The sequence below is a fragment of the Lederbergia citrisecunda genome, from assembly GCF_018343695.1.
Taxonomy (GTDB): domain Bacteria; phylum Bacillota; class Bacilli; order Bacillales; family Bacillaceae_C; genus Lederbergia; species Lederbergia citrisecunda.
In genome coordinates this window covers 156,650-171,511 of the sequence record NZ_JAGYPJ010000001.1, presented here as the reverse complement: position 1 = coordinate 171,511, position 14,862 = coordinate 156,650, and the positions used below count along the sequence as shown (strand labels likewise).

Annotated in this window: 15 protein-coding genes; 4 read left to right on the top strand and 11 right to left on the bottom strand. The window is 35.5% G+C overall.

Features of this window, described 5'->3' with window-relative positions:
* Window positions 1-70: 70 nt before the first annotated feature.
* From KHA93_RS00810 to KHA93_RS00780, 7 genes are all read right to left on the bottom strand, one after another.
* Window positions 71-1,333, bottom strand: a complete 1,263-nt coding sequence (locus tag KHA93_RS00810) for a Gfo/Idh/MocA family protein (protein ID WP_213108980.1) — start codon at window positions 1,331-1,333, stop codon at window positions 71-73.
* A 35-nt stretch (window positions 1,334-1,368) separates the two neighbouring features.
* Window positions 1,369-2,532 carry an N-acetylglucosamine-6-phosphate deacetylase gene (nagA, locus tag KHA93_RS00805; RefSeq protein ID WP_213108979.1) on the bottom strand — a complete coding sequence of 388 codons (1,164 nt, stop codon included), beginning with the start codon at window positions 2,530-2,532 and terminating at the stop codon, window positions 1,369-1,371.
* Between the two features lie 45 nt (window positions 2,533-2,577).
* Window positions 2,578-3,417 (bottom strand): carbohydrate ABC transporter permease, encoded by an 840-nt coding sequence (locus KHA93_RS00800; RefSeq protein WP_213108978.1) that lies wholly within the window; start codon window positions 3,415-3,417, stop codon window positions 2,578-2,580.
* 13 nt (window positions 3,418-3,430) lie between these two features.
* Window positions 3,431-4,375 carry a carbohydrate ABC transporter permease gene (locus tag KHA93_RS00795; protein ID WP_213108977.1) on the bottom strand — a complete coding sequence of 315 codons (945 nt, stop codon included), beginning with the start codon at window positions 4,373-4,375 and terminating at the stop codon, window positions 3,431-3,433.
* Between the two features lie 79 nt (window positions 4,376-4,454).
* The gene (locus KHA93_RS00790; protein WP_213108976.1) at window positions 4,455-5,732 is read right to left on the bottom strand and encodes an ABC transporter substrate-binding protein; all 1,278 of its coding nucleotides are present in this window, start codon (window positions 5,730-5,732) and stop codon (window positions 4,455-4,457) included.
* A gap of 83 nt (window positions 5,733-5,815) precedes the next feature.
* Window positions 5,816-6,547, bottom strand: a complete 732-nt coding sequence (locus tag KHA93_RS00785; protein WP_213108975.1) for a GntR family transcriptional regulator — start codon at window positions 6,545-6,547, stop codon at window positions 5,816-5,818.
* Between the two features lie 553 nt (window positions 6,548-7,100).
* Entirely contained in the window at window positions 7,101-8,081 is a 981-nt protein-coding gene (locus KHA93_RS00780) for a 2-hydroxyacid dehydrogenase (RefSeq protein ID WP_432806334.1), read from the bottom strand.
* A gap of 115 nt (window positions 8,082-8,196) precedes the next feature.
* Between KHA93_RS00780 and KHA93_RS00775 the strand changes: the two genes are divergently transcribed.
* Both KHA93_RS00775 and KHA93_RS00770 read left to right on the top strand, forming a co-directional pair.
* Window positions 8,197-8,361 carry a hypothetical protein gene (locus KHA93_RS00775; RefSeq protein WP_213108973.1) on the top strand — a complete coding sequence of 55 codons (165 nt, stop codon included), beginning with the start codon at window positions 8,197-8,199 and terminating at the stop codon, window positions 8,359-8,361.
* Between the two features lie 93 nt (window positions 8,362-8,454).
* Window positions 8,455-9,072, top strand: coding sequence for a YktB family protein (locus KHA93_RS00770; RefSeq protein WP_213108972.1), 618 nt, complete (start codon window positions 8,455-8,457; stop codon window positions 9,070-9,072).
* A 262-nt stretch (window positions 9,073-9,334) separates the two neighbouring features.
* Here the strand turns inward: KHA93_RS00770 and KHA93_RS00765 are convergent, their stop codons facing one another.
* Entirely contained in the window at window positions 9,335-10,156 is an 822-nt protein-coding gene (locus tag KHA93_RS00765) for an ABC transporter ATP-binding protein (RefSeq protein ID WP_213112713.1), read from the bottom strand.
* A 131-nt stretch (window positions 10,157-10,287) separates the two neighbouring features.
* Here KHA93_RS00765 and KHA93_RS00760 point away from each other — a divergent pair, with 131 nt between their 5' ends.
* On the top strand, window positions 10,288-11,760 hold the full coding sequence (locus KHA93_RS00760; RefSeq protein WP_213108971.1) for a cellulase family glycosylhydrolase: 1,473 nt from the start codon (window positions 10,288-10,290) through the stop codon (window positions 11,758-11,760).
* Window positions 11,761-11,800: 40 nt separating this feature from the next.
* Here the strand turns inward: KHA93_RS00760 and KHA93_RS00755 are convergent, their stop codons facing one another.
* Window positions 11,801-12,985 carry an MFS transporter gene (locus KHA93_RS00755; RefSeq protein ID WP_213108970.1) on the bottom strand — a complete coding sequence of 395 codons (1,185 nt, stop codon included), beginning with the start codon at window positions 12,983-12,985 and terminating at the stop codon, window positions 11,801-11,803.
* Window positions 12,986-13,284: 299 nt separating this feature from the next.
* On the opposite strand from KHA93_RS00755, the gene KHA93_RS23030 reads away from it, so the two are divergent.
* Window positions 13,285-13,674: a YuzC family spore coat inner layer protein gene (locus KHA93_RS23030; protein ID WP_233711005.1), complete on the top strand. Its 390-nt coding sequence runs from the start codon at window positions 13,285-13,287 to the stop codon at window positions 13,672-13,674.
* Between the two features lie 185 nt (window positions 13,675-13,859).
* Here the strand turns inward: KHA93_RS23030 and KHA93_RS00745 are convergent, their stop codons facing one another.
* Together KHA93_RS00745 and KHA93_RS00740 are read right to left on the bottom strand one after the other, a co-directional pair.
* Window positions 13,860-14,171 (bottom strand): DUF3892 domain-containing protein, encoded by a 312-nt coding sequence (locus tag KHA93_RS00745; RefSeq protein WP_213108969.1) that lies wholly within the window; start codon window positions 14,169-14,171, stop codon window positions 13,860-13,862.
* A 33-nt stretch (window positions 14,172-14,204) separates the two neighbouring features.
* On the bottom strand, window positions 14,205-14,822 hold the full coding sequence (locus tag KHA93_RS00740; RefSeq protein ID WP_213108968.1) for an SAM-dependent methyltransferase: 618 nt from the start codon (window positions 14,820-14,822) through the stop codon (window positions 14,205-14,207).
* Between the last annotated feature and the right edge of the window lie 40 nt (window positions 14,823-14,862).

Below are 14,862 nucleotides of genomic sequence, written 5' to 3'. Positions count from 1 at the left end.
TAAAGATTCTGGATGCAAATTATCTATCAAACTTCCTGCTATATTAGCGAGATGACATCGCTATTTTATCTCAAACTACCGTGCTGCTTTTTCTTAATTGAGTAACGTATTCGTTCATATCAATCGTTTTTCCTGTAACCCTTGATTCCTCAGCTGCAAATGCAATTAAGTGGCTTTTAGCTGAAACGATTCCAGAACTATGGCTCTTATTTTCATTACTCCTAACTTGTTTGATGAAGTCTTCCATGATTAGCGTATCCGCTCCATCATGACCACCTTCCACTTTTTCTGGGTAGACTTTTTCTACTCTTCCAGAAAAATATTTAATTTCTATTTCATTAATATAATGATTACCGCGGATTTCGCCCTTCGTACCCATAATTTTAAATGTTCTACTTATCTCATTTGTAAATGCCGACATGGTAAAGGCAACAGTCACTTCGTTATCAAATAATAGATTAACAACTTGATGATCCACTACATCATTATCGCAGCGATATACACATCTTCCATATGGTCCTTCTTGCAAAGCCTTTAATCTTTTTTCATATTTCGGTTCAAGAGTAACGACATTTGCTGGCCATTCATCTTTTTCATTCAAATACATTTTGATAGCCGAGAACGGGCAATCTCTTTCCACTTGACAACCGTCTGTACATCGAGCAGTGGAACCTTTAGGAGCATTTTCTTCTTTGAAATAGGAAAGGCTTCCAAAAGAAGACACCTTCACACAATCAGCGTTTACTAGCCACTGTAACATATCCATATCATGACAGCTTTTTTGTAAAATCATTGGACTTGATTCCTTTGAGTTGCGCCAGTTTCCACGAACAAAACTATGGGAATGATGCAAGACACCAACATTTTCATTCCATTGTATAGCTGTCACTTTTCCAATCGTTTCTTCTTCAAGAATACGCTTTAGCGCTCGATAATAGGTAGAATATCTCATTCCGTGACAAACAGATAAGAGACTTCCATATTTTTCAGCTTCTTCAGCCATTTCTAGTGACTCTTTTGGTATGGGAGACATTGGCTTTTCTAGTAAAATTTTATACCCTTGTCTGATTGCTTTCATAGTTGGCTCATAATGCATACGATCTTGAGTGCAGATCAATAAAGCTTCACATAATCTCGGGTTATCTAGAAGTTGTTCCCAACTTGAAAATTGCATTTCAATTGGAATACTGTGGTCTTTTGCGAACTTCTCTCTTCTCTCACGATTTTCTTCTGCCACAGCGATAAATTTAATTTCTTGGGGATTTTTCAATGCATAACTTGCATATGCATGCATTCCTCTAGCTCCAGCACCTATGAGGGCAGCTTGTATCATCTAAATCATCCTTTCCATTCATAAAATGATGTTTTCTATGATTGCCGATAAACCTCAATCCCTTTTACGTAAGTAGATAAAATGGATATTTCATCATCAACGATTAAAAAGTCTGCATCCTTCCCTTTTTCAATTGATCCCTTCAAGTGATCTATCTTCGCTTGTCTCGCTGGTACCAGCGTATAGGAAGGTAGAACATCAAACAGTGAATATCCTGTGAAAGAAATAACATTTTTAAGTGATTGGATCATTGTCAGCGTACTCCCAGCCAAGGTCGATCCGTCAGACAAGTACACTTGACCTTTTGTCACAAATACTCGCTCATACTCTCCATCCGGTAGCCCAGCACAAAATACAGCATCTGTAATAGCGCAAGTATTCCATACACCTTTTACGTCGAAAAGAAGCTTTACCATTTCCGGGTGAACATGAATGCCATCCGCAATAATTTCTGTTGTAAGTTCTTTTAAAGCCATTCCAGCTCCAGCAACCCCTGGCTCACGATGATGTAAAGGGCTCATTCCGTTAAAATGATGAGTTGTATGTGTTGCACCACACTTAATCGATTCTAAAACTTCTTGAAAATTTGCGTCAGAGTGACCAATTGATACTGTTACACCTTGGTCATTGAAATATTTTACTGCTTCGAATCCATTTTCAACTTCCGGAGCAAGTGTCACAAGCTTTATTAAGTTGTTAGAAGCTTGAAGAAATTGGTCAATTTCTTCAATAGAAGGCAGCCGAATATCAGACTTTTCTTGAGCCCCGCTTCTTTTTTCATTAATAAAAGGTCCTTCTAAATGGACTCCAACTAAATCAGCACCCGGCATTCCCTTTTTATACGACTCAGAAGCACAATTCAAAGCTTTGATAATATTTTCTTTTGATGCAGTAGAGGTTGTCGCTAAAAATGAAGTAGTTCCGTGCTTGGCATGAAAAGAACTTATTTCTGCCAGTGATTCATAACTTCCATCCATGAAACTATAGCCATTTCCACCATGCATATGAACGTCGATAAAACCTGGGATAATACAATTCCCCTTCACGTCTACAATTACATCACAGTTTAAATTCTCAGGACTCCCTTCACCGATTTCTTCAATTGTTCCATTCTCATTAACTAGTATCCAACCTTGGTCTATGACTCTATCTAGTAAAAATATTCTTGCATTTTCAAACAAAATTTCTTGATTTTTCATCAAAACATCCTTCCTTAAAACGTTTTCTACTAAGAAAAACTTACTTTATCCTTTCGTCCCTGTCAAAGCAATTCCTTGAACAAACTGCTTTTGCAATATGATAAACATTAGAATCATAGGCCAAGTTGCCAATAGTGATCCTGCCATTAAGACAGGAAAATCTGTCATATATTGTCCTTGTAGAGATGCTAATCCTGCGGATAGAGGCATTTTGCTCGGTGAATTATTGACAATAAGTGGCCACATTAAGTCATTCCAGGACCAAAGAATTGTAAAGATAGCATGCGCAATCAATCCAGGCTTTGCTAATGGAAGCATAATTCTCCAATAAATTTGAAAATGGTTACAACCATCCAATTTTGCTGCATCCTCAAGTTCACTAGGAATAGTTAAAAAGAATTGCCTTAATAAAAATGTTCCAAATGCACTAGTAATTCCTGGGACAATTAAAGCTTTCAAGGAATTTAGCCATTCTAATTTCACCATAATTAAATATTGCGGAATAATATACGCTTGATTTGGTACCATTAAGATGGATAAAAGAAGTATGAACAAAAAGTTTTTTGCAGGAAAATCAATTCTCGCAAAAGCATATGCAGCTAGCGAACAAAATACTAATTGCCCAAAAGTTTTAAAAAAGGTAGTAAAAACGGTATTCAAATAAAAATTAAAAAACGGCAATGTAATAAATATTTCCGTAAAATTTTTCCACTCAAGATGACTCGGAAAAATAACAGGAGGCACCTGTGTCGATTCTCCAAATGTTTTTAAGGACGTTAACACCATCCAAAAAAATGGAGTGGTCATAATAATGGCCCCTACTATCAAAATAATATGGATGGTCATTTTCTTCGGTTTCCCACTTGAAATACTATGTACGGACATTTAATATTCCTCCTCAATCATAATGAACCCATTTCTCTTGCATCCTAAATTGTAATATCGTGAAAATTAAGATGATCACAAAAATAAAGAGAGATATGGCGGCCGCATAGCCTTTATCATTATTAATGAAGGCCTCCTCGTAAAATAAGTAAACTAGAGTATGTGTATCTCGAATAACTGGACTATTAGGTCCAATCATCATAAATACCAATTCAAATACTTGAAATGTATTAATCAATGACATTACGGAAACAAAAAAAAGTGTTGGCGTTAATAATGGAAGAGTAATTTTAAAAAACTGTGCAAATGGGCTTGCTCCATCAATTTCAGCCGCTTCGTAATATGTTTTTGAAATACCTTGTAAACCAGACAATATGATAACCATGTTATATCCGATTGCTCCCCATACAGAAACTAACACTAACGAATAGAGAGCTATTGCCGGGTCAGTTAACCAGCCAGGGCCTTTAATCCCAATTAAACTTAATACATGATTAATCAAACCGAAGTCAGCATTATATAGCCATTTCCAAACGATTGCGACCGCTGCCGGCATTGTAACAACTGGAAGAAAGTAAAGAGTCCGATAAAAAGTTACTCCCCTTATTTTCTGGTTTAAAAGAACTGCTACCAAAATAGATAATGAAATCCCTAACGGAACAGATAACACTGTATATATCGCTGTATTTTTTAAAGCTGAAATAAGATTAGGATCTTGAAAAAGACGTTTATAATTGACTAACCCAGCAAATGAATATTGGCCAAAGCCTCCCCATTCTGTAAGACTTAAATAAAATGATTGAAAAACTGGCCAAATATTGAAAATGAATGTACCTGCCATTGTTGGGAAAATCATTGCATACGCCCAAAAATAATCAGATCTTTTCATCCTATTCAGCTTTCTTCTTGGTTTCTTGTATAAAGGTACCCCATCTTTGTGAGCCTGAATTTGTTGCATTGTCTCACCCCTAGTAAAATAATCATTTTTGAAGAAGTGTTAGATAAACAATATCCAACACTTCTCTACAAAAATATATTTATTTCTTTTCCTCGGCTAGAACTGCATCTACTTTTTCGGCAACTTCTTTAACAGCATCCTCAAGACTCATATTGCCTGCCCAAGCTTGAGTTAAAATTTCTGTTTCAATTTGTTGCCACTTTCTTGTCTCAATTGATACTGGATAAGGTACTGAATACTCAGTCATATCAATAAATACTTGAAGATTGAAATTTGGATTTGATTGGACCCAAGCATCTTGTGTTCCTTGGTATGCTGGAATTACAGTACCAGTTTCTGCTTGAATCTTATGAGCTTCTTCAGATCCTAAAAACTTTGAAAACTTCCAAGCTTCTTCAGGGTACTTTGAGTTAGCAGCAATCACATTTCCAAGTCCATGTATAATGACCGCTTTCTTTTCCCCAGTAGGTAAAACTGTGACATCTACTTTATCTCTTGTATAATCATTCTTCTCAAATTCAATTTGAGACCATGAGCCAGCAAACATCATGGCAACCTTACCAGATTCAAAAAGTGATATAGCAGGAGTATCTGTCATTTGAGCAACCGTTGGTGAAACCTTATGTGTATGGATCATGTCGTACATAAATTTAATACCTTTAAATGTTTTTTCGTCTGCATGACCAGCCTTCGTCATATCGTCATTGAGAATATAACCACCAGCTTGATAAACAGTATTATAAAATCCAGTTTGCGTCTCAAGAGGTGCCGAAAATCCCCAAATTCCTTTTCCTGAATCCGTTAATTTTTTTGCATTTTCTACTAGATCATCCCAAGTCCAATTCTCATTTGGATATTCTAAACCTGCATCATCAAATAGAACTTTGTTATACCAAAGACCGATTGTATCAAAATCCTTTGGTAGAGCATAAAGCTCATTATCGACTGTATAAGTTTTAACGAGAGCTTCTGGATATTTAGTTAAGTCGACACCATCTAAATCAGCCTGCTCAGTAATCGGTAGTAACACTTTACCTTTAGCATATTTTTGTATATTTGATGCATTTAGCCAAAAGAGATCAGGCAAACTTCCACCAGTTGCTGCCGTTTCAAGCTTCGTCCAATATTGATCCCAAGGCGTAACTTCAACTTTTATCTTAATGTTTGGATTTTCTTCAGTAAATTTGTCAGCTATTTGTTGAAGTGCTGGTGCTTGGTTTACATCCCAGATTGCATACGTTAATGTAACATCCCCAGACTTTGATTTACCGCCACCACCCGTAGTTTTGCCATCCCCTGAACATCCTGACAAGAACATAAATAACAATACAACAATAATGGCCAAATACTTCTTCATTCACAATCCCCCTAAGAATTAAGTTTATTTATACTTTCTGTGAATACACAGAAAGGCGTTACCATTTGTATGCAAACAGATTTTTATAATAACTCTGTATAAAACCGGCAACGATCCCCTCTAACGATTGAATGACAAAATTCAACTGGTACTTCGTATGCATCAAAGGCGATACGATCAAGCGCCAATGCCGGGTACCCCTCTTCTATTTCTAAAAACTGACTTTCATATGATCTGATTAAAATAGGTTCAAACGTTTCCTTCGCTTTTGTAACAAATATCCCATATTCTTTTTGCATTAGGTCATAAAGTGAGTTTTTCTCCAACTTTTCACGTGATAATCCTAGGCAATATTTTTCAGGTATATATGAAGTTTCAAAGATCATTGGTTCTTCCTGGGCATAGCGAATCCGTTTTAATTCAAACACATAGTCCTCTTCTTTAAGTTTTAGCTGCTTCGCAATTCTTGGTTTTACTTTAATTCTTTCAATGCTTTCAATTACATCTTTAGGCGATATTCCTCTTTCCTTCATTACTTTACTGAAACTATAAAAACCAATTAGTGATTGTTCAAATTTAGGCCGGGAAACGAAAGTTCCTTTCCCTTGTACACGATTTAATATTCCATCTTGAACAAGATTCTCTATAGCTTTCTTAACAGTATTTCTACTAATAAAGTATTCTTGCATTAATTGATATTCCGATGGGATCATGTCGCCTGGCTTCCATACACCAGACTCAATATTTTCTCTCAAAATTTCTTGTAATTGATGATAAAGCGGAAGAATGCTACTGCTATTTAATACTTTCTCCATTTTCTCCTCCTGAAAAATTACTTAATTATCTATTAGAAAATAAAAGATCTATTATAGATCTACTAAACCCAATTAATTTACAAGTATTTTTTGGAAGATTAAGGTACTTATATTATTGTATGAAGGTACATCGATAAAATAGTAAGGATTCTTAAGGTGGATTTGTTGTATTAATTTGGAGTGATGTTTGTTTGCTAGCTAATCGAGAAGTAAACATTGAAAAGTGGATGTGATTTTCTTTTAAAAAAACCACTAACATTTTAGGATATCTTGGGATGAGTTTTAGTTTCCTTAGAAGTGAAAGTTGGACTTCTAATCATGAGGTAATAAGTGAGAGTTTGTTGATGTAACAACTAATATTGTGGGTAATCATAACTTTTCATAAAAATACTAAATATAGTAAACATTTGAAATTATTGAAATCATAACACGGTCGGGTTGTTGGGTCAACCCCACGATTATTATTTTTTTGTTAAAAATTTCATAAAAAATGAAAAAAACACCCAAAGAGTTATGGGCATTTTTTATCATAAAACTAGTATTACTCTAAATATTAATATACCGAATCAGCTGAACCAGTTCCTGTTAAAACAGAAACGATATTTTGTGCAGCACGCTGCATCATTGAATCTCTTGTTTTTTCTGTTGCTGATCCAATATGTGGGATGGTTACGACATTCGGCATTTTTAGTAATGGGTTATCCTTTTCAACAGGTTCCTTTTGATAAACATCAAGTCCAGCTCCGTATATTTCTTTGTTTTCCAGAGCACGTATCATGGCAGCTTCATCGACTGTTTTTCCACGGGAAACGTTAATAAAAAAGGCAGACTTCTTCATGATTTTAAACTCTCTTTCGCCGATTAGGTGCTCTGTCTCAGGTGTAAGTGGAGTTAACAACACAATAAAGTCGGATTTTTGTAATAAGGAATCTAAATCACAATGCTCAGCGCCATATTTTTCTTCAGCTTCTAGCTTTCTGTTCCGGTTGTAATACAGGACATCCATATTAAATCCAAACTTCGCCCTTCTAGCGACAGCTTCTCCGATTCTACCCATCCCAATGATTCCAAGAGTTGTGCTATGTACATCCAAGCCATAAAATACTTGATCATCTTTTGTAGGATTCCAATTTCCATCTTTTACAAGCCTATCCAACTCAGCAATTCTTCTTGCAGAGGATAAAATAAGAGCAAATGTCAAATCAGCCACTGTTTCATCTAAAACATAAGGAGTATTTGTCCCTATTACATTATATTTTTTCATTGCTTCTACATTAAAATTATTGAATCCTACTGATACATTGCTGACTACTTTTAAATTAGGCGCGCTTTTTAATAGGTCTTCATCAATTCTAATTCCAGACGTTAAAAGTCCATCGACACCTTTTATTTCTTCTAAAAGAAGATCTCGCGAAATACGGTCTTCTCCCGTCCACTTGCGAACTTCGCAGTATTCAGAAAGATATTTTTCCACATCTGTCGGTATTGGTAGAGTTGCATAAATCTTAGGCTTCACTGCTTTTTTTCCTCCTATTCTGAAGACAACTATACATACATCTTACCATATTGACTGACAATGCTGACAACGTTCCATTCTTTAATAATTTTATCATTTAAGTAAAAAATATATATGATTGGAGGGATGATTAGTGGAAAAAGACAGGAGACAAAAAAGCGACGATCCAAAGATTGCGCCTGGTATTGATACCGAAGATTCTTACGGCGAGGATGCAACACAAGCTAATATTGATAAAGGAGATTATACAACCGTTACTAGACTAGTGTATGATGAATATGATCCAAGTGAAAAATAAGATTTCTCTTTGCTTAGAAGATATATCACTTTTGATTATCTTCTTTTTTTATTAATATGATTGTTGAACACTGAATGGAAGGGAACTATGTTTATGGAATTTACAGGTTTCACACAACATGATTTTGACACTTTTCATGTAGAAGGTCTTGAGGAAAGGATGGAAGCAATCCAACAGAGGATTCAACCGAAATTCAAAGCACTTGGCGAAGTGTTGACTCACGATTTATCTGCCATGGTCGGGTCTGAGATGTTTTTACATATTGCAAAACATGCAAGGCGTACAGTCAATCCACCAAAAGATACTTGGCTAGCAATTGCAGGAAACAAACGAGGATATAAACAGCATCCACATTTTCAAGTAGGTCTTTTTGATGATCACTTATTTATTTGGCTTGCATTCATTTATGAATTACCAAATAAAACATCGATCGCGAAAAACTTGCTAAAAAACATAAAAACTATTGAAAAATCTATTCCATCTGAATTTGTTGTATCTTTAGATCATATGAAAAAAGAATCTGCTTCAGTGGCAGATACAAAATTAAAACAAGCTCTTATTCGTTTTCGAGATGTGAAAAAAGCAGAATTTTTGATAGGCAGACATATTGATTCGAATGATCCAATTCTTCAGGATGGAGCTCAATTAACTGAATTCGTAAAAGATACTTTCGAAACGTTGGTTCCCATTTATAGACTTGCTTTTAGTTGATTTTACTTTTTACTGATCTACTTTCGGATTGAAGGAAATATTGAAGGGTTCATCGTGGCCTTGGTAAAGGTCTTACACATTTGAGGGCACATTGAACCGCTCATCATGACCCTGATAAAGGTTTTTTCATGATTGAAGGCATAATGATGCGCTCATCGAACGCATTTTTATCAAGGAAGGTCACATTGACGATTTAATGTGACCTTCCATTTATTAAATGCTTATACTTGCCTACAAAGGTCCAAATAAACATTAGTCCAACTCATTTAGTTTCTACAGGTCCAAATTTCGTCCACCCTATATCCTTTCTCACAGAAAGCCATGGACGGTTATCTTCCCAGTGAACTCCTACGGAAATACCAAATGTTTCTGTTAATAGTTCATCTGTAACCACTTCAGACTTTGGTCCGGCAGCAACTATTTTTCCATCGCGAAGAAGCAATACATGACTTATCTCTTCCACTAACTCCTCAATATGATGTGTTACATAAATTAAATGACAATTGTAATTGGCAATCTCTTTGGTTAAAAGTAAAACATCTTCCCTTGAAAGAATATCCAACCCCGAACACGGCTCATCTAATATAAGAATTTTTGGTTCACTCATTAAAGATCTTGCGATTAATACTCTTCTCTTTTCACCCTGGGATAATAGATGATATCTCTTTCCTATTAAATAGTCTAATCGAAAGCTTTTGATTAACGTATTTGCCTTTTCCCAATCTTCTTCTGTAACTTCCTCGTACAATCCGATGGAAGCAAATTTCCCACTCACGACAATTTCTTCTACCGTTTCATAGTCTAATACTTCAGAAAATCGTTCTAATGCACTGCTGACAAATCCAATTTCTTTTCGTAAATCAGGTATATATGATTTACCGAATTGACGTCCAAGTACTGTGACATCACCAGTTGTGGGCATCTGGTATCCCGTTACAATATTGAGTAGGGACGTTTTTCCCGATCCGTTTAAACCAAGAATCGCCCAATGTTCATCTTTATTTATTTCCCAATTGACTCCACTTAATATTTCCTGCTTATTTCTTCTAAAAGAAACGTCCTTCATAGAGACAACTTTTTCCACCATCATAACCCTCACTTTTTCTAATCTGTTCGAATTTCTCTATTATATCATTAAAATATTTAATTTTTAGAAATATTCAAGCCTTTTAATGTTAAAATTATAACATAAACATTTTTATAGGAGATGGGAAGATGGCCAGGCGTATAAAAGTGGATGGAAAACATTTTGTAGATGAATTTGGTAGACAAGTGTTGCTTCATGGCGTCAATATGGTCTGTAAAGAAAAGAAGCAACATTATATCGGTTCTTGGACTGAAGAAGATTTTCAAAAGTTACAAATGTGGGGCATGAATGTTATTAGACTCGGAGTCATCTGGGACGAGCTAGAACCTGAACCAGGTGTTTATGATGAACATTATATTGAGGAATTGCGACAATTGATTCATAAGGCTAATCAATACGATCTTCTCGTGTTTTTAGACATGCACCAAGATTTATTTAGCTCAGAGTTCGGAGATGGTGCACCTGCTTGGGCAACGATAACTGACGGTGAAATGTACGAACCTGGCCAAGTATGGAGCGATGCGTATTTATTTAATGCTGCAGTGCAAAAAGCATTCGATCATTTTTGGAATAACTCTCTGGGTCCTGATGGGGTTGGCATTCAAGATCATTTTATTAATGCTTGGGCATATCTGGTCAAAAAACTTCATATAGAACCAAATATTATTGGCTATGATTTAATAAATGAACCTTTTATAGGAAGCCCTGTTCAAAAGGTTAATGAACTTATGTTTACCACATTTGCCGAAATCTACGGAGAACGATACGGTGAAGTTGATATCGAACATTTATTTTCTGCGTGGAGTGATCCGAATAATAAGGATGATTATTTGAGTTTACTTGAAGATGTTGAGGTATTTCAGAGAGTTGTAGACTCACCAACTCATATTATACAATCTTTTGAGAAAAATCACTTATCGCAGCTATATCATAAACTTTCCAAGGCAATAAGGGCATACGACAAAGATGGAATATTATTTTTGGAAACTAATTATTTTTCCAACCTAGGTGTTTCAAGTATGATTCTTCCGATTAAAGACGAACAAGCCCAAGCTTACGCCCCTCACGCCTACGATTTAGTTGTAGATACAGAACTAGCTCATACGGCGAACGATCGTAGATTAGAGTTCATTTTCGAACGACATGAAAGTACGCGGAAAAGGTTGGATATGCCTATGCTTATTGGGGAATGGGGAGCCTTTTATGAAACAGACGATACTGGACATGTATCTCTTCATAACCAAAGACTTTTTGAAAAGCATCTTTGTAGCGACACGTACTGGAGTTACACACCGGATATGGATAAAAGTCTATCCTTTTTAGGTGTCTCGCGAGGTTTTCCTTTAGCTGTTGCTGGATGTTTATTACAATATCGCTATGAGCATAGCTTAAAAACTTTTCAAATGAAATGGAATGAAACGATAGATTTAGAGGAACCGAGCATCATTTATCTTCCAGATATTCGAAAAATGAGTATTACGTTAAGTCCTGAAGGGAGCACATATAAAATCAGGACGATAGACGATTCCCATACTGGTTATGTAGAAATTCCTCCTACCACCAATGGAATTCGCAGCATTACAATTACTCGAAATCAATAAAGGTAAAGCCGGATCTCCTGTAAGGGAATCCGGCCATTTTTTATGCTGATAATGTCATTGGTTTTTGGCGATTTTTTAAAGCTAAACCACCCATTAATAAAATTCCTACTCCAACGAGGATACTCGGAATAATGAAAATTTGCGGGCTGTACCCTTTGATTAAAAACGGCAAAATATAGCCTATGAGGGATGCCATTTGAAATAAAAACACATAAATACTTGAGCCGAAGCCTATTTTCGTATGGAACATTCTTTGTACATACCCCATAGCTACACCATACAACACAGATACGTAAAAAGAATAAAGCGGCTGGACAAGGAAAAAGACGAAAAGCGGTGGACTTGTACTATAAATTGTATATGTAATAAGCGCACAAAAGCTGCTCAATAATATAACCCTTTTGCTTCCGAATTTCATTGCCCAATACCCTGCGAATGTCATGAATAGCAATTCAAAGACCGCTTGAACACTCCATAAGTACGACATGATTTGTGGTTTTTCAAATAAATTAACGACAACAAGCTGTAAATAAAGCCCTCTTAAGGAATCCGCACACCCTAACAATAACAGTGCAAAGAGCATAATGAATGAAAAAGCTTCTCCTTTGGAGACATTCGATTCAACATCAACTGGATCATATTCCTTGTACAATAAAAGGAGAACAAACAGCAAAAAGTACCCTGCTAAATTTCCAATGAGAATCCCTTTGAAACTAGCGATTAAAAATAAGTTCGCACCTAAAAGAAGTCCTACAAAAAAACCAACACTCATCATAGCCCGCAACCAAATTTGCGCGATTTCAAAAATATTTGGAGCAAGCCTCATGAAATGGTTACGTGCCATTGCAAAAAACTGCCCCATAATCAAGCCGGAAGGAGCTACTGCTATAATCATGCCTATCAGTGCTTCAACAAATGTATCCGCTCTCATATAAAGGATAAGCCCAATCATACATAGTATTAATGCAAATAGTGGCAACGGTTTTTTGCGTTTCATTTTATCACTAATAAAACCGACCATGATCGTAATAGCCATATTCATTAAAACGGAAATCGAGAAAATGGAAGCGATTTGGACTTTAGACAACCCGATTCCTTCACTCATATAAACCGCATTCATTGGGGCTAATATCCCTGTCCCAATTCCATACAAAAACAATCCAACAAGTAAATACCAAGCCCCTTTAATTCTTAAAAAGTCTTTAAAGTCCTTGAAAACATTCATGATTCTTCTCCCATTTCCATGGATAAAATTTTTTGTATATTAACAATTATATAATAGCACAGTGGGAATAAATCACTCTATCAAAATTGTAAAAATATTAAATCATATATTGAAAAACCTCCTCCTATCCACAAAAGATGGAATGTTCGTAAAAGAAACCATTATTTAATTGATCAGAGCTTCAATATTAACAGAATTGCTGTTCATTAACAAAAACAAGAGGCAGTGCCACTATTATGGTGAACACTCGTTTTTATTGCACATATGATATATAGCGTATGAGGAGAGGAGGATCCGTATTGTACACTCCTAATTTTTGCTACAATCCATATGGTTACTCATACAGAGGATTGCCTGTCTTACATCAATATCCTGTGTATTATTACGACCGGCAGATGTTTCCACCAATTAATACTAAGCAATTTATTCAATCTACTAAAAAATTTCGAATCTTAGTGAACGAAGCAAATAAGATAATAACAAAAATAACTACTTCCCCAAGATTTGCTCATGACCTTATGGACGCAGCTCAAAAGGACAATCAAAGTAAAGTAGATCAATTAATACAATCCACCGGTATTACAGTTAAGGCAAAAAGTCATTATACTCCTGATGGCATCGTCATTGAGTTAACAAATGCTAAATATCAAGGTGATTGCTGTACATTAAGATTGGGATTAAATTGGTAAAAAGCAAAAAAGAAACGCCTTGTTCTTCGACTCACGAGTTATTGAGACTCCGACTATGGCAAAAGAAACTTGATGAGATTAATGCTTACTTACGATGGGAGGAGTCATGAGTTCGCTGGATTGATAGATATTCCAGTTAGACACGAAATAAGGAATCCAATTTAAGGATTCCTTATTTTTTCATTTTAAAATGAAGGTAAGTTGTCTAAGTTGTTTTCTTTAATCCCGTCTGGTTCGCTTCGAATGATATCTCTCCCATATTTATGGAACACATCAATATGAGCAATATTCCCAGCCTTCGCTTCGTCTAGGGCTGTCACATAATCCAATTCCCGTCCTGATTTTGTTTTAAACGCAATGATATCTCCATCATCATTTTTTCTGACAGCTACAATTTGCTCTTTTCCATTTTCTTCTTGGTAACTTTCGTCCACTACTTGTTGCTCACTCTGTTCACGATATTCATTATAAATTTGTTCAAAATCCTTTTCTTGCAATTTCAACACCTCCCAATGGTTATGGTCTGCCATTTAGGATTGTTTTATGTAGTTCAACGAATATATTAAAAACTTCTCATGTGGATTATTTTGATAAAGATCTGGAATGATAATTTCATTTTTCAATTCAAATGAAGTTTGATTCTCCAAATAGAAAATATAGTCATCAGAGCTATAATATAAAATTAGCTCTACATCTCTTTGAAACTGTTCAACAGATTGCAGAATATGATTAACTACTTTCATAAAAATCTGGATCGTAAATGGATTAAAAAAATAAAAGCGATTATCTTGAGGGTGTATTTCATATTCTTCCGCTAGACAACATTGAAAATGAATATTGTCTTTTCCGGATCTTTGTTTAATATAACGCTTTTTATTTTCCAAAGCATCGTGATACAAATCTTTATTCATTTCAATTCCAGTAACGAACGACTTATACAAATGATGGATATAAAATAATAAGCGCCCTTTTCCACATCCAAAATCAACGACGTGATCATCCTTTTTTAATTCATAATGATTAAATAATATATCTAATCCACTGTATGGCGTCGGCTCATAACGATGGTAATGAAAAGACTGATTAAAGCCCTTCTGTTCCCCTTCCGTTTTAATATTCAATATTGCATCATAATATTTTTCATTCACTGCTAGGTATCCTCCATTTTGTTTCTTTCCTAAGTTAAAA

Excerpts from the sequence above, each read along its gene's own strand:
- KHA93_RS00800 (WP_213108978.1), bottom strand. The coding sequence starts at position 3,417 with ATGTCCGTACATAGTATTTCAAGTGGGAAACCGAAGAAAATGACCATC.
- KHA93_RS00810 (WP_213108980.1), bottom strand. The coding sequence starts at position 1,333 with ATGATACAAGCTGCCCTCATAGGTGCTGGAGCTAGAGGAATGCATGCA.
- KHA93_RS00795 (WP_213108977.1), bottom strand. The coding sequence starts at position 4,375 with ATGCAACAAATTCAGGCTCACAAAGATGGGGTACCTTTATACAAGAAA.
- KHA93_RS00755 (WP_213108970.1), bottom strand. The coding sequence starts at position 12,985 with ATGAATGTTTTCAAGGACTTTAAAGACTTTTTAAGAATTAAAGGGGCT.
- KHA93_RS00785 (WP_213108975.1), bottom strand. The coding sequence starts at position 6,547 with ATGGAGAAAGTATTAAATAGCAGTAGCATTCTTCCGCTTTATCATCAA.
- KHA93_RS00790 (WP_213108976.1), bottom strand. The coding sequence starts at position 5,732 with ATGAAGAAGTATTTGGCCATTATTGTTGTATTGTTATTTATGTTCTTG.
- KHA93_RS00770 (WP_213108972.1), top strand. The coding sequence starts at position 8,455 with ATGGAATTTACAGGTTTCACACAACATGATTTTGACACTTTTCATGTA.
- nagA (WP_213108979.1), bottom strand. The coding sequence starts at position 2,532 with ATGAAAAATCAAGAAATTTTGTTTGAAAATGCAAGAATATTTTTACTA.
- KHA93_RS00760 (WP_213108971.1), top strand. The coding sequence starts at position 10,288 with ATGGCCAGGCGTATAAAAGTGGATGGAAAACATTTTGTAGATGAATTT.